This is a genomic window from Kribbella sp. NPDC006257, assembly GCF_040613535.1.
Lineage (GTDB): Bacteria > Actinomycetota > Actinomycetes > Propionibacteriales > Kribbellaceae > Kribbella.
In genome coordinates, this window is sequence record NZ_JBEXSJ010000006.1 from 109670 (window position 1) to 123897 (window position 14228).

Consider the following 14228-nt stretch of genomic DNA (forward strand, 5'->3'; position numbering starts at 1 on the left):
CGGTAGGCAGCTCTTCGCACTGGGGGTGGGAACGACGTCGCAAGTACCTGACCGATCGCTCTCCTTGCACGTGCTGGGACCGGCCCGCTTGACCTCCGACGCCGGATCGGATTCGTCCGCTGGTGCGGAGTTGGTGGTGAAGCAGCCGCTCGCCCGGGCGCTGGCCGTCCGGCTGGGACTGGCCAGAGGCGAAGCCGTTGCCGATGACATCTTGATCCGCGACCTGTGGGGCGATGTCGAACTCGCCCGCCCGACCGCACGCCTGCGTGTACTCGCCTCTCGCTTGCGGGGCGCCCTGGGCGACCACGGAGCCGCACTGAGCCGGACCGCTGCGGGGTTCTGCCTGAACGCGCTCCCGGTCGATCTCATCGCCGTTGAGGAAGCGATGGCCGCCCTCGACAAGGCCCGCCGCGACGGCAACCAGGCCGGCACGTACGCCGCTGCGCAGACCGCGCTCGCCCAGTGGAGCGGGGAACCGCTCTCCGACGTGAGCGAGATTCCGTTCGCTGCTGTGGAACAACAGCGTCTCGAGTCCCTCCGTCTGGAACTCCAGCTCGCCTGGATCCAGGCCGGTCTGGCACTCGGCCGCGACGACGTCCAGGCGGAACTCGATCGACTGGTCGAGCTCCACCCCTTGCACGAACGGCTGATCGGCCTCTCCGCGACCGCGCTGGCCGCCGCCGGGAACACCGAGAAAGCGCTCTCCCAGCTGGACCGACTGCGCGAAACCCTGGCCGACGAACTTGGGATCGACCCGTCGCCGGAGACCGTCACGCTCGAGGAACGGCTCCGGGCCGATCCGGTGCCGGCCGCCGCCAAGCCGAAGATCTCGTTGCCTCAGGCATCCAAAAGCTTCATCGGCCGGAGCGAGGAGTACGCCGAGCTGTTGACCCGGCTGGCCGAGCCGGGCGAGATCACCTTGATCGGCGGTCCCGGCGCGGGCAAGACGCGGCTCGCCCGGGAACTCGCGGCGACCGAGCAGGAGCGCGACCGGCTGGTCTGCTGGCTCGACCTCGCTCCACTCGGCCCCGGCGACAATCTGGTTTCCGCGCTGGCCGCCGCGGTCGGCGAGGACGGTAGCGCCGCCGATCCGCTCGGTCAGTGCACGGAGGCGCTGCGCGGCGCGCTCCTCGTCGTCGACAACGCCGAGCATCTGGTCGAGGCTGCCGCCTTGCTGGTCAGCGATCTCGACTGGCAGACCAACCAGATCTCGATCCTGGTCACCTCGCAGCGGCCGCTCCGGATCGCCGGCGAAGAAGACCGCCGGCTGGGTCCGTTGCCTGCGGAAGCCGCAGCGGAACTGTTCTGCGCACGAAGCGACGCCGAGCCGGGACCCGCGGTCGATGCGATCTGCGCGGCCGTCGACCGGTTCCCGCTCGGAATCGAGCTGGCCGCCGGTCTGACCCGGACGCTGTCGATCGCCCAACTGGCCGCCCGGATCGAGAACCGGCTCCGGCTGCTCGTCCGCGGCCCGCGCGACGCCGGCCTTCGGCATACAAGTCTGCGGGCCGCGCTCGACTGGAGTCACGAACTGCTCGAGAAACCGGCCCGGCTTGCCCTTCGCCGGCTCGCCGTCTTCGCTCGCGGCTTCACCGTGGAGGCGGCCGAACAGGTCCTGGCCGACGATGATTTCCCGGCCGAGACGATCGCCGGGCTGCTCGCGGAACTGTCCGATCGCTGCTTGCTGACCGTCGTGAACACGCCCGAGGGACAGCGATTCGGGTTGCTCGAGACGGTCCGCGACTACGCCCTCGAACAACTCCGGGCGGCCGGCGAAGAGGCCGTCGTACGGCAGCGGCATGTTGGCTGGTGCATCGATCTGATGAGCGAGTTCCGGTCGGTCAGTGGGCGGTCGCCGCGGGCGCTGACGGATCGGACGGTCAGCCTCGAGGAGGCGAACCTGCTCAGCGCCGTCGAGTGGTGTCTCGGTGCGGGTGAGGCGCCGGAGAAGGTCAGCCCGATCCTCGCTCCCGCCTGGTGGTACTGGCCGGGGCGCGGTCTGGCGACCGAGGTGTCCGGCTGGCTGGAGCGTTCGATCGAGGCTCTGCCGGAGGACTCGGAGGAGTACGCCGCGGGGCTCAGCACGCTGGCCAGCCTGACCCGCAACCGCGGCCTGTACGCCGAGGCACGTGGTCTCGCCGAGCGCTGTCTCACGGCGTACCGAACCCTGGGCAACGAAGACCGGGTGACCGTCACCCTGATGACGCTGATCCGGATCAGCCTTGCACAGAACGACATTCCGGCGGTGATCGAGTATGCGGAGGAGGCCGAGGAGCGGTCTCGCGCGAACGACCGGGTCTCCGGCTATGCCCGGGCCGCGGCGCTGATCTATCTCGGGATCGCGCACCGGATCGGCGGCGATCTGACGAAGGCGGCTGATCTGTTCAGCGTGGCGATCGGGCAGTACCGTCAGAACGGTGATCTCGCCGGGGCATCCATCGGGCTGGAGAATCTCAGCACCGTGGTGCGTCGTCGCGGGGAGCTGGAACGGGCCCGCGAACTGGCTGGGGAGAGCCTGCGGATCGCATGGGAGAACGATTTCGGGTCCGGAGTCTGCGGCGCGTTGGAGGCGCTCGCTCACCTGGACGCGATGACCGGCGAACCAGCTTCGGCATTGCGCGTACTGACGATCACCGCGCAGCACCGGGTCCGGATCGGCTCACCGGTCCAGGTCCCCGACGAGGTCGCCGACATCGAAGCCACCCTCACCGCAGCCCGCGCCGCCCTTACGCCTGACGAGTTCAAAACCATCACCGCTGGATCCCAGGACGTCCCACTGGCCCCGGTCGTCACGGCTTACCTAGCCAACCACTGACCTGAACCGCCGGACCGAGTGAGTCGGTCCGGCGGTTCTCCTTCTTTGTGGCTAGATCAAGCCCTCGCGGAGTGCGTAGGCGACGGCGTGCGAGCGGTTCTTCAGCTGCAGGCGGCTCGTCACGTCGTGCAGGACGTTCTTCACCGTCCGCTCCGAGTAGGACAGCTCGCGAGCGATCTCCTGGGTGTCCTTGCCGTCCGCAACGAGCCGCAGCACGTGCGTCTCACGGTCGGACAGCCCCGTGTGGGAGAGACCCCGCGGAGCCAGCACGTGCCGCTGCATGCGCGACACCTGGCCCAGCAACCGGCCCAGCAGGTCCGGCGGCAGGCTGCCGTCTCCCGCTGCGGCGGCCTGCAGAAGGTGCACGATCCGGTCGGCCGTGGCATCGGTACGCCGAAGCACGCCGGACACCCCGAGTTCGACCGCGGTCATCAGTGCGTCGTCGTCGATCGTGCTGCCGATCAGCACGGTCCGGCGACATCCCCGCTGGGCGGCCGCGCGGAGAACCTGCACTGCCGTGGCGTCGAGCGAGTCCACGGCGATCAGAGCCACCACTGGCGGGGTGGTGCGCTGATCGGTCTGCTGGCCCTGCTGCAGCTCGGCCAGTTCGGCGTCGCTGATCAGCACGATCTCCGGCCGCTGCCTGAGCGCGTGCACCAACCCGAACTGCGACAGCGGGTCCAGTGCCTTCACCCAGACGGGTATGCGTTGTTGCGTCATGTACGTCACTCCCCCAGAGCGTTGAACGGAACGGATCGAATCCGCAGTCATGGCGAACCCCCAAAATCGTCGATTCCGATCGTTTTCACCGGCGGCCGGCTCGGCGAGGGCGCCGATCCGGTCCGGGTCTCCCGACCGCCTGGGCCGGTTTCCGACCCACGATCAGAGTGAACCTTGCGCGTTTCACCGGCGTCTCATGCCCATCTCTCGTCCCTTTCGGCCCCTGACGCCGACCAGACCACTCCCCCACTGGCCTCACGACCTCCCCCGCGAACCCCCCGATTTCACGGCGCCGACCCCGATTTCACCGACGCGAAGCCCACCCTCCGGCACCTGCGACCCGTGCATCGGGGTCGGGCGGCCCAACACCTGAGCAGCCCGGCGAGGACGCAGCCGCCTGCCAGCCTGCCCCACTCCCCAGTCCAGCCACCCAGACACCCACAACCGAGGGACCGGACACCTCCCCGGGACCCCGGACAACACCTGCCCTGACCCCACCCCCGACCAGGTGACCCCCCAACTCCCCCTGCCGCCGCGCGCCGGACAACTGCGTGCAGCACCAGCGCGAGGTGGTCCACGACCACCTTCCCTAGGGTCGGGTCGGCCACTTCAGGTGGATATTTTCAATCGCCATTTTCAAGTTTTGTTCCAGCTAGGTGGAACGCGGAGCTAGTTGTCGAGGGTGGTGAGGGCGCGGAGGGCGAGGCGGTAGGAGTCGGCGCCGAAGCCGGCGATGGTGCCGGTGGCGACGGCGGCGACGACGCTGATGTGGCGGAACTCCTCGCGGGCGGCCGGGTTGCTGATGTGGATCTCGATCAGCGGGGCCGTGCGCTGGGCGCACGCGTCGCGGAGCGCGTACGAATAGTGCGTGAACGCCGCCGGGTTGAGAACGACGGGGGTCTTGGTGTCGGCGGCCTCGTGCAGCCAGCCGACCAGCTCCGCCTCGTCGTCGGTCTGCCGGACCTCGACGGTGAGCCCGAGCTCGGCGCCGGTCTTCTCACAGTCTGCGACCAGATCCGCGAACGTCATCGCTCCGTACACATCCGGCTCCCGCGAGCCGAGCCGGCCCAGATTGGGTCCGTTCAGTACGAGCACGCGCCGCCCACCAGCTTCAGTCACGATCCCACCTTAGTGCCCGGCTTCTTGCCCGACCCGTTGTCCGACCTCTTGCCCGGATTCTTGCCCGACCTGTCGTCGGGCCTCTTGCCCGGATTCTTGCCCGAGCTGTCGTCCGGCCTCTTGCCCGGATTCTTGCCCGAGCCGTCGTCCGGCCGCTTGCCCGACCTGTTGTCCGCACCGAGGAACGTCCGGTACGCCGTGATCGCCTCGGCCCGCGCGGTCGGGTACCGCTGGTCGGCGCTGATCCCGCCGGCCATCGCCACGTAATTGCGCCTCGCGAGCACCTGCTGGGTCGAGATCAGCTGGGCGGCGGCGACCTGAGCGGTCAGATCGTTGCCGAGGGCATCGGCGAGGGCCGCCTGGTCCTCGGCGATGAACTGCTGCACCCGGATCGCCAGCGACGGCGTCTCGAACACCAGCCGGTAATACGCCAGCACCGCCGGATGATCGTTCAACCCCGTCACCGGATCCCGCCTCTTCAACCCATCCAAGAACCCGTCCCGCAAAACCCCCGCCGCCCAAACCCGCCGCCCACCCTCCCCCTCAAAACCCGGAACCACGACGCGCTTGTTTTCTTCGCCTGCGAGTGAGCTGGCTGCGGCTTGGATCAGCCGGGCTGACTCGTGGGTGTGGTCGGCGATGCGGTGGATGACCAGGTCCTGCTTGGTGGCGAAGTACTTGAAGAGGGTCGGTTTGGAGACGTTCGCGGCGGCGGCGATGTCGGCGACCGAGACCTGGTCGAAGCCGTGCTCGAGGAACAGCCCGATCGCCGCCTCGGAGAGCGCGTCGTGGGTCTGCTGCTTCTTGCGGTCGCGGAGTTCGGCCATGCAGTGAAGAGTAGCAAAGTGTTAACCTAGGCAAAGATTTAACCGGGTTAAGTTTTCTGTGAATGAAGGGTGCGATGGATGCGGGGGCTCGAGGAGGAGCAGGAGTACGCCCGGCGCTGCCGCGACGCGTTGCAGGCGATGGTCGCCGGGGCGCGGGAGAACGTGGTGGTCGGTGAGGTCACCTGGGGAGATCGGTACACGGCCGAACGGCTCGGCTACTACCTCAAGAGCCTCGCCCGTGAGCTCGGCGACGAGGGTGACAGTCCGCCCTTCTTCGGACGGATCGAGTACGGCGTGGACGACGCGGCTGGGGAGCATCGCGGGCAGGCGTACTACCTCGGCCGGCGGCACATCTCGGACGCGATCGGCCGGCCGCCGCTGGTGATCGACTGGCGGGCACCGGTGTCGACGGCGTTCTACCGAGCCGGCATCAGAGACCCCCAAGGCGTCGCCACCCGGCGCCGCTACGGCTGGTCCGCCACCACCCTCACCAGCTACGAAGACGAGCACCTCCATCAAAACCACACCCACCCAACAAACACCCCCGCGGGGGAAGCACCTCTGGACGGCGCAGAGTCGGAGTGGTGTCCAGTTGGCACACCGGGATCAGCTGCGGCCGAAGGCCTCGCATCGGGCACAACCGGGGGCGCACCGGGTGAGGGCGGAGGCCTGGCGCCGGGTGAGGGCGTGGCGCCGGGTGGGGGCGTGGCGCCGGGTGAGAGCGTGGCACCGGGTGAGAGCGTGGCACCGAGTGAGAGCGTGGCACCGGGTGAGAGCGTGGCACCGAGTGAGAGCGTGGCACCGGGTGAGGGCGTGGCGTCGGGTGGGGTCGGGGGCGGGGGGATTCTTCGGGCGGAGATTGAGCGGCCTCGGGTGGGGCCTATGCGGGACATTGTGGCGACTATTCAGCCGGAGCAGGACGAGTTGGTTCGGGCCGAGTTGGAGGCATCGATCTGTGTGCAGGGGGCACCGGGGACGGGGAAGACCGCGGTGGGGCTGCATCGGGCGGCGTACCTGTTGTATGCGCATCGGGCGAGGTTGCAGCGCAACGGGGTGCTGGTGCTCGGGCCCAATCGGGCGTTCCTGCATTACATCTCGGCGGTGTTGCCGACGTTGGGTGAGGTGGATGTCGAGCAGACCACCGTCGACGATCTGCTGATCAACGAGAAGCACAAGGTCAGGGCAACCGACGAGCCTGCGGCGGCCTTGGTGAAACACGATCTGCGGATGGCCGAGATCCTTCGGAGAGCGCTCTATGCGCGACTCGGGGTGCCGAAAGAGGCGGTCGTCGTACCGGACAGTTCTTATCGGTGGCGGGTCGACCAGCCCGAGTTCGAGCAGCTGGTCGACGAGGCGCGGGCGGAGGCCACGGCGTACGGGCTGGGGCGGGAACGTGTGATCGCACGGCTCGTTGCGGCGCTTCAGCGGCAGGCGGAGGCGCGCGGGCAGAACTGCAACGGCGTCTGGCTCAAGCGGATGGCTCGGGCGGTGACTCCGGCTGTCGATGCAGTCTGGCCGGCGGTGAAGGCGGACGAAGTACTGGCTGAATTCCTCAGCGATCCGACATCAGCAGGCGAGGGGATCCTGAGCGAGGAGGAGCGGGCGGCCATCACCTGGAAACGGCCGAGAAAGGCGGGGAGCGCTCTCTGGACGATTGCGGATCTGGTGTTGCAGGACGAGCTGAGCGCATTGCTCGGACGAGGTACGACGTACGGGCATGTGATTGTGGATGAGGCGCAGGATTTGTCGCCGATGCAGTGCCGGGCGATCGCACGCCGGAGCGAGCACGGGTCGATCACTGTGCTGGGGGATCTTGCGCAGGGTACGACGGCGTGGGCGGCGCGGGACTGGGTCGAGCAGCTCACCCAGCTCGGCAAGCCCGAGGCGGAGGTGATCGCGCTCACCACCGGGTATCGGGTGCCGGCGGCGGTGGTCGCGATCGCCAACCGGGTGCTGGCTGGGCTGGGGACCGAGGTGCCGCCGACGCGGTCGTTCCGGAGCGACGGGCGCTACACGCTCACCAAAACCAACGACATCCTCGGCAGTTGCGTCGATGCCACCAGGGCTGCCCTCAAGGAAGAGGGCTCGATCGGGGTGATCGCCGCTGACAACGCCGTCGAGGCTCTCGTCGAAGCCCTCCGCCGCGACGGCATCGACCCAGTAGCCGCGGACGGCGACGGGCGGGTTGCTGTGGTCGGGGCGGGGTCGGCCAAGGGGCTGGAGTACGACCATGTGATTGCGGTGGAGCCGGCTGCCATTGTCGAGGCTGAGGTGCGGGGACTGAACCGGCTCTATGTTGTGCTGACCAGAGCGGTCTCCCGCCTGGACGTTCTGCACAGCCGTCCGCTGCCGGCCGAGATGAGCTGAACGGGAACCCAGGCCGTGGGTGCCGGACTCTTCCCGGTGTGAGCACATATCCAGCAACGATGGGAGTGCGGCGGATGGAGGCCAGACCCGGGTACGCGGTCGACGACCGTGATCTGTGGGAACGGCTCCGTGCTGCCGATGAACAGGCACTCGCCGGCCTGTTCCACCGCCACAGCGACGCGGTCTACAACTTCGCGTTCCGCCGTACGACGTCCTGGTCGAGCGCCGAGGACGTCGTCCAGGCAACCTTCGTCGCGCTCTGGCGACGGGCGCGCACCGGCCGGATCGACCGGCTGACCCTCGACTCGGCCCGCCCGCTGCTGCTGGTGATGGCCGGGTACGAGTGCGGCAACGTCCTCAGGTCGACCCGGCGGCAAGCAGCGTTGACGAACCGGATCGAGTTGATCGATGCCCCCGGCACCGTGCCCGACCCGTCGTCCGAGGCGGCCGCCCGGGTCGACGACGAACGCGCGATGAGCGAGATCCGCCGGTCGCTGGACCGGATCCCGGCCAACCAGCGCGAAGCGGTCGAACTCGTCATCTGGGCGGACTGCTCGATCGCCGAAGCGGCCGCGGCCCTCGGCGTACCGGAAGGCACCGTCAAATCCCGGCTGTCCAGGGCCCGTACGCGGCTGGCCGGCCTCCTCGATCTCGACACCGTGAAGGGCCTCGCATGACCAGCCAGATCCCGGCGGAGCGTCCGCTTCCCAACAAGCAACTCGTCCTCGACCGGATCCTGGAAGAATCCGGCTCCGATCCCCGCGCCGATCGGCACCGCCCGAGCTGGGCCCTCCCGGTCGCCGCCGCGGCCGCGATCGCGGTCGTCGCCACCGGCGCCCTCACCGTCCCCCAGCTGCTCACCTCCGACCACACCCCGCCGCCCGCCGGCCAGGCCAGTACCAATACAAAGACAACGAGCAAGCCCGCCGAGAACACCGTTTCGGTCGACCGGGGCCAGCTGACCGCCACCCAGGCGAAGGCGTTCGCGACCGAGTGCATCAAGTGGGTCGGCTCGCACGACGTCCCCGGGCAGACCTACGAAACCGCGCCGCTCGACTGGCCCGGTATGGGCGCCAAGGTCGACAAGATCCGGCACGCGACCAAGGTCGCCGACTCCGATCGCAGCACGGACTGGACAGTCGCGGTGGACTCCGGCGGCCGTACCTATGCCTGCGTCGGCACGATCACCACGAAGGACCCCGACGGACGCGTCCGGCGCAACTACGACTTCGGCACCTTCAGCCGGAAATATCCCGACGGCCTCGGGGGTTCAGGCGACCACCCCGGAAACATCGGCAAACCGGACGGCACCCTGACCGGCTTCTCGTCCAGCCGGTGGGTGACGGTCGTGCCTGGTGTCACCACCGTGCAGCGCCGGATGATCATGAAGGGCAAGCCGGGGCCGTGGTTCACCACCGACGTGGTCGATGGTCTCGCCTACATCCGCTCCTGGAGTTCCGCCACGCTCAGGCTGGGCGACAAGGCGCAGGTCGAGACCCGGCGGCTCGACAAGGACGGCAACGTGGTCGGCCCCGTGGTGATCGACCGCCGGGTCGTCGTCAAGGGCACCTCCGGCGACGGCTACACCACGCTGGACTTCGAGAAATGACCGTCAGCTGATCTCGGCGTAGGCAGCGATGAGGAGGCTCGGGTCGGGGGCTTCGAGGATGGTGGGCTTGGCCAGGCCGTCCAGTACGACGAAGCGCAGGCGATCGGCGCGAGTCTTCTTGTCCAGCTTCATCGCGTCCTGCAGATGCGACCAGGCGTCGGCCCGGTATGACGTCGGCAGGCCGAGGGAGTCCAGTACGACGCGGTGCCGGTCGGCGGTCGGGTCGTCGAGTTTGCCGGCGGCCCGGGCGAGTTCGGCGACGAACACCATGCCGATGCTGATCGCGGCACCGTGGCGCCACTTGTAGCGCTCGAGGCGCTCGATCGCGTGGCCGAGCGTGTGGCCGTAGTTCAGCGCTTCGCGGCCGATCGCTCCGCCGATCGCGGTGGTCCGCTCCCGCAGGTCGCCGCCGACGGTGTCGGCCTTCACCTGGATGGCGCGCGCGATCAGTTCCTCGGTGTGCTCGTACGCCGGTGTCGACGCGCCGGCCGGGTCCTTCTCGACCAGGTCCAGGATCGCCGGGTCGGCGATGAACCCGCACTTCACCACTTCGGCCAGGCCGCTCACGTAATCGTTGCGGGGCAGGGTTTCCAGAGCTGCCAGGTCGCAGAGCACGCCGGCCGGTTCCCAGATCGCGCCGACGAGGTTCTTTCCCTCGGCGGTGTTGATCCCGGTCTTGCCGCCGACCGCCGCGTCGACCATGCCGAGCAGGGTGGTCGGGATGTGCACGACCCGTACGCCGCGCAGCCAGGTGGCGGCGACGAAGCCGGCCAGATCGGTGGTCGTACCGCCGCCGATCGAGACGATCGCGTCCGAACGGGTGAAGCCGGCTTGGCCGAGGACCGACCAGCAGTACGCGAGAACCTCGGCGGACTTGGCCTCTTCGGCATCCGGGATCTCGATCGCATGCGCGGTGAACCCGGCCGCGGTGAGGTCGTCACGGATCGCGTCGCCACTCGTCCGCAGAGCGCGCGGGTGAATCACAGCCACCCGGCGCACGTCATCGCCCAGCAGAGCAGGAAGCTCACCTAGCAGATTGTTGCCGATGACAACGTCGTACGGCGCAGCCGCCGCGACCCGAATGCGGCGCGGCTCGGCGCCGGGGGCGACGTTCTGCTCGGTCATCCGAGGTGCTCCAGGATTTCGGCGGCGATGTCGGCGGGGGCTCGGTTGTCGGTGTCGACGGTGAGTTTGGCGACCTCTTCGTAGTACGGGCGTCTGGCTTCGAGGAGGTTGCGGAGCTGGGTGCGGACGTTGCCGAGCAGGAGCGGGCGGGCGACGCCGAGGCCGACGCGCTTGGCGGCTTCGCCGACCGTGACGTTGAGGAAGACGACGTTGTGCCCGGCGAGGTCCGCGCGGGTGTCGGGATCGAGGATCGCACCGCCGCCGAGCGACAGTACGGCGCCGTCGTCGGTCAGCGCCGCGACGATCGCGGCCCGCTCGAGCGCCCGGAACGCGGCTTCGCCGGAGTCGACGAAGATGTCCGAGATCGCCTTGCCTGCTTGGGTTTCGACGTCGGTGTCGGTGTCGCGGTGCTTCTTGCCGAGCTTGGCCGCCAGCAGTCCGGCGACGGTCGACTTGCCCGATCCGGGCGGCCCGACCAGAACGACGACCGGCCCGCGAGATTCCGTCGTACCGGTCACTCGTCGCCCCACTCGCGCGGGGTGATCGTCGTGGGCAGGTTGGCGAGGTACGACTTGTGGTTGCGCGAGGACTCCGCCACCGAGTCGCCGCCGAACTTCTCGATCGAGACGTCCGCCAGAACGAGCGCGACCATCGCCTCGGCGACGATCCCCGCGGCCGGTACGGCGCAGACGTCCGAGCGCTGATGGTGCGCCGACGCGGCCTCACCGGTCACCGTGTCGATCGTGCGCAGGGCCCGCGGCACGGTCGCGATCGGCTTCATCGCGGCCCGGACGCGCAGGGTCTCCCCCGTGCTCATGCCGCCTTCGGTGCCGCCCGAGCGACCGCTCGTACGGCGTACTTCACCGTCCTCGGCGACGATCTCGTCGTGCGCGAGCGAACCCGGCGTACGGGCCAGGTCGAAGCCGTCGCCGAGTTCGACACCCTTGATCGCCTGGATGCCCATCAGGGCGCCGGCCAGCTTGGAGTCGAGGCGGCGGTCCCAGTGCACGTAGCTGCCGAGGCCGGGCGGGAGGCCGTCGACGATCACCTCGACGACGCCGCCGAGGGTGTCACCGGCCTTCTGCGCGGCGTCGATCTCGGCGACCATCGCCTTGCTCGCGTCCGCGTCGAGGCAGCGCACCGGGTCCGCGTCGAGTTTCGCGACGTCGGCGGCGGACGGGATCACGCCGTACGGGGCCTTGACGGTGCCGAGCTCGACGACGTGGCTGACGATCGTCACGCCGTACGCCTGCTGGAGGAACCGCGCGGCGACCTCACCGAGGGCGACCCGGGCGGCGGTCTCCCGGGCGCTGGCGCGTTCGAGCACCGGGCGGGCCTCGTCGAAACCGTACTTCTGCATGCCGGCCAGGTCGGCGTGCCCGGGCCGCGGGCGGGTCAGCGGGGCGTTGCGGGCCAGATCGGCCAGGATCGCGGGGTCGACCGGGTCCGCGGACATCACCTGCTCCCACTTCGGCCACTCGGTGTTGCCGACCTGGATGGCGACCGGCGAACCGAGCGACAGCCCGTGCCGGAAGCCGCCGACGAACGTCACCTCGTCCCGCTCGAACTTCATCCGGGCACCCCGGCCGTAGCCGAGACGACGACGGGCCAGGGCATCGGCCACATCATCAGTGGTGACCTGGACCCCAGCGGGAAGACCTTCGAGTACGGCGACGAGCGCTTGTCCGTGCGACTCGCCGGCGGTAAGCCAGCGCAGCATGCCGCCGATTCTTTCACGCCGCCCTTCCGCACCCGCGATCAGTCTCACTTCGCCGCACTCCGTGAGCCTTCCCCGCACTCCGTGAGCCTTCGCCGCACTCCGTGAGCCTCGCCGCACCCCGTGAGCCTTCGCCGGCAGCCGCGGCCGCCCGGCGACGCGGGAGAACGGGCAGGCTGACCCAGCCCTGCCTGTCCCCAACGCCCTCATCCACTCGTCAGCAAGAGGTCACTGGCTTGAGGCGCTGCCCGGCGGGGCGAGTTCGTAACGCTGCCAGCTGCCGCCTTCGTACCAGTAGGCGGCTTCGACCGCTCCGGCCGGGCTGGTCCACCACAGCTCCATGCTGTTCGGGATCCGCGACACCACCGAGACCGATCCACTCGGCGACGCGCTGCCCGCCGGGGCGAGCTGATACCGCTGCCAGCTGCCAGCTTCGTACCAGTAGGCCGCTTCGACCGCCCCGTCCGGGCTGATCCACCACAGCTCCATGCTGTTCGGGATCCGCGACACCACCGAAATCGCACCAGTCGGCGACGCGCTGCCCGCCGGTGCCAACTGATACCGCTGCCAACTGCCGCCCTCGTACCAATAAGCAGCTTCCACCGCCCCGTCCGCACCGATCCACCACAACTCCATACTGTTCGGGATCCGCGACACCACCGAGACCGCACCAGTCGGCGACGCGCTCCCCGCAGGGGCGAGCTGATACCGCTGCCAACTGCCACCTTCGTACCAATAAGCGGCTTCCACCGCCCCGTCCGGGCTGATCCACCACAGCTCCATGCTGTTCGGGATCCGCGACACCACCGAAATCGCACCACTCGGCGATGCACTGCCCGCCGGTGCCAACTGATACCGCTGCCAACTGCCGCCCTCGTACCAATAAGCAGCTTCCACCGCCCCGTCCGCACCGATCCACCACAACTCCATACTGTTCGGGATCCGCGACACCACCGAGACCGATCCACTCGGCGACGCACTGCCCGCCGGTGCCAACTGATACCGCTGCCAACTGCCGCCCTCGTACCAATAAGCAGCTTCCACCGCCCCGTCCGCGCCGATCCACCACAACTCCATGCTGTTCGGGATCCGCGACACCGCCGAGACCGCACCAGTCGACGACGCACTCCCCATCGGCGCCAACTGAAACCGCTGCCAGTTACTACCCTCGTACCAGAAACCGTCCTCGACCGAGCCATCCCGGCCGATCCACCACAGCTCCATACTGTTCGGGATCCGCGACACCACCGAGACCGCACCGCTCGACGATCCGGCGTGCCGGGGCCGGGGTTGTGGTTGTGGCGCTGCGGGGGTCAGCCGTACGTCGAGATAGATCGCGTACTCACCGAGGTCGCCGCCGTCGTCGGTCCCTGTCTGGACGATGGCGTCGGTCCAGTCCAGCGTCTTCGGGTCGTCCGGCCGGTGGAGTGTCTTGCGTCGTTGATTCGCACCCTCCATCGACGCAGGGGTGAGGACGAGTGACTTCGGGCCGTAGATGTCGTCTGCAGCGCCGAGGAATTTGGTCGCCGCATCGACAAGCTCGTTCGACAACAACGCAATCAACGGTGCGGCAAGCGCCGCAGCTCCTGCACTCACGGCAGCGACGGCGCTGGTCGCAACTGTCGTCACAACGCCCGCGGCCGCAGCCTTGTAGCCATCGACGTTGCCGGAATCGTGCTCGATGACGCTGGCAACGATGGCTAGCTCCTGCGGTTCGCCGCGATACAGAAGTTCTTGGAGCGTTCCGATCCGCTTGTTGTCAGGGCCGAAGTCCCACGTTTGCTGCCCCCGCGGAAACGCGATCGAGCTCTTCTGGCTGCCGTCAGCCGATACAAGGTTGACGGTCCCATATATTTCGTCTTCACCTTCCTGCCGCTGCCTGCACTCGACACCGACAAACCACACCTCTACCTGACTCATGTCGCCCCC

11 protein-coding genes are annotated in these 14228 nt (G+C 68.7%); 4 read left to right on the forward strand and 7 right to left on the reverse strand.

Going from position 1 to position 14228, the window contains the following annotated elements; genetic code table 11:
• The first annotated feature begins 136 nt into the window (after positions 1–136).
• Positions 137–2815, forward strand: a complete 2679-nt coding sequence (locus ABZ004_RS09790) for a BTAD domain-containing putative transcriptional regulator (RefSeq protein ID WP_355679386.1) — start codon at positions 137–139, stop codon at positions 2813–2815.
• Positions 2816–2866: 51 nt separating this feature from the next.
• Here ABZ004_RS09790 and ABZ004_RS09795 read toward each other — a convergent pair whose 3' ends face one another.
• From ABZ004_RS09795 to ABZ004_RS09805, 3 genes are all read right to left on the reverse strand, one after another.
• Positions 2867–3535 (reverse strand): response regulator transcription factor, encoded by a 669-nt coding sequence (locus tag ABZ004_RS09795; protein ID WP_355679387.1) that lies wholly within the window; start codon positions 3533–3535, stop codon positions 2867–2869.
• A 669-nt stretch (positions 3536–4204) separates the two neighbouring features.
• Entirely contained in the window at positions 4205–4654 is a 450-nt protein-coding gene (aroQ, locus tag ABZ004_RS09800) for a type II 3-dehydroquinate dehydratase (RefSeq protein ID WP_355679388.1), read from the reverse strand.
• Positions 4651–5481: a TetR/AcrR family transcriptional regulator gene (locus ABZ004_RS09805; RefSeq protein WP_355679389.1), complete on the reverse strand. Its 831-nt coding sequence runs from the start codon at positions 5479–5481 to the stop codon at positions 4651–4653. Before ABZ004_RS09805 ends, aroQ begins: the two co-directional genes overlap by 4 nt.
• Before the next feature lie 78 nt (positions 5482–5559).
• Between ABZ004_RS09805 and ABZ004_RS09810 the strand changes: the two genes are divergently transcribed.
• The 3 genes from ABZ004_RS09810 to ABZ004_RS09820 are packed head-to-tail and all read left to right on the forward strand — an operon-like array spanning position 5560 to position 9457.
• Positions 5560–7848, forward strand: coding sequence for an AAA family ATPase (locus ABZ004_RS09810; RefSeq protein WP_355679390.1), 2289 nt, complete (start codon positions 5560–5562; stop codon positions 7846–7848).
• 38 nt (positions 7849–7886) lie between these two features.
• Positions 7887–8525 (forward strand): RNA polymerase sigma factor, encoded by a 639-nt coding sequence (locus tag ABZ004_RS09815; RefSeq protein ID WP_355679391.1) that lies wholly within the window; start codon positions 7887–7889, stop codon positions 8523–8525.
• Positions 8522–9457 (forward strand): hypothetical protein, encoded by a 936-nt coding sequence (locus ABZ004_RS09820; RefSeq protein ID WP_355679392.1) that lies wholly within the window; start codon positions 8522–8524, stop codon positions 9455–9457. The genes ABZ004_RS09815 and ABZ004_RS09820 overlap by 4 nt, the downstream gene beginning before the upstream one ends.
• Positions 9458–9460: 3 nt before the next feature.
• Here ABZ004_RS09820 and aroB read toward each other — a convergent pair whose 3' ends face one another.
• The 4 genes from aroB to ABZ004_RS09840 all read right to left on the reverse strand — a co-directional run bounded on the left by aroB (position 9461) and on the right by ABZ004_RS09840 (position 14219).
• Positions 9461–10582 (reverse strand): 3-dehydroquinate synthase, encoded by a 1122-nt coding sequence (aroB, locus tag ABZ004_RS09825; protein ID WP_355679393.1) that lies wholly within the window; start codon positions 10580–10582, stop codon positions 9461–9463.
• Complete coding sequence (locus tag ABZ004_RS09830) at positions 10579–11112, reverse strand: shikimate kinase (protein ID WP_355679394.1); 534 nt, start codon at positions 11110–11112, stop codon at positions 10579–10581. Before ABZ004_RS09830 ends, aroB begins: the two co-directional genes overlap by 4 nt.
• Positions 11097–12302 carry a chorismate synthase gene (gene aroC, locus ABZ004_RS09835; RefSeq protein WP_355679395.1) on the reverse strand — a complete coding sequence of 402 codons (1206 nt, stop codon included), beginning with the start codon at positions 12300–12302 and terminating at the stop codon, positions 11097–11099. Before aroC ends, ABZ004_RS09830 begins: the two co-directional genes overlap by 16 nt.
• 225 nt (positions 12303–12527) lie before the next feature.
• A complete protein-coding gene (locus tag ABZ004_RS09840) occupies positions 12528–14219 on the reverse strand; it encodes a hypothetical protein (RefSeq protein ID WP_355679396.1) in 1692 nt (563 codons plus the stop codon).
• Positions 14220–14228 lie beyond the last annotated feature (9 nt).

What these genes read in the sequence shown, in the direction of transcription:
- ABZ004_RS09840 (WP_355679396.1), bottom strand. Translation starts at nt 14,219, where the DNA reads ATGAGTCAGGTAGAGGTGTGGTTTGTCGGTGTCGAGTGCAGGCAGCGG.
- aroC (WP_355679395.1), bottom strand. Translation starts at nt 12,302, where the DNA reads ATGCTGCGCTGGCTTACCGCCGGCGAGTCGCACGGACAAGCGCTCGTC.
- ABZ004_RS09805 (WP_355679389.1), bottom strand. Translation starts at nt 5,481, where the DNA reads ATGGCCGAACTCCGCGACCGCAAGAAGCAGCAGACCCACGACGCGCTC.
- ABZ004_RS09795 (WP_355679387.1), bottom strand. Translation starts at nt 3,535, where the DNA reads ATGACGCAACAACGCATACCCGTCTGGGTGAAGGCACTGGACCCGCTG.
- ABZ004_RS09810 (WP_355679390.1), top strand. Translation starts at nt 5,560, where the DNA reads ATGCGGGGGCTCGAGGAGGAGCAGGAGTACGCCCGGCGCTGCCGCGAC.
- ABZ004_RS09820 (WP_355679392.1), top strand. Translation starts at nt 8,522, where the DNA reads ATGACCAGCCAGATCCCGGCGGAGCGTCCGCTTCCCAACAAGCAACTC.
- aroB (WP_355679393.1), bottom strand. Translation starts at nt 10,582, where the DNA reads ATGACCGAGCAGAACGTCGCCCCCGGCGCCGAGCCGCGCCGCATTCGG.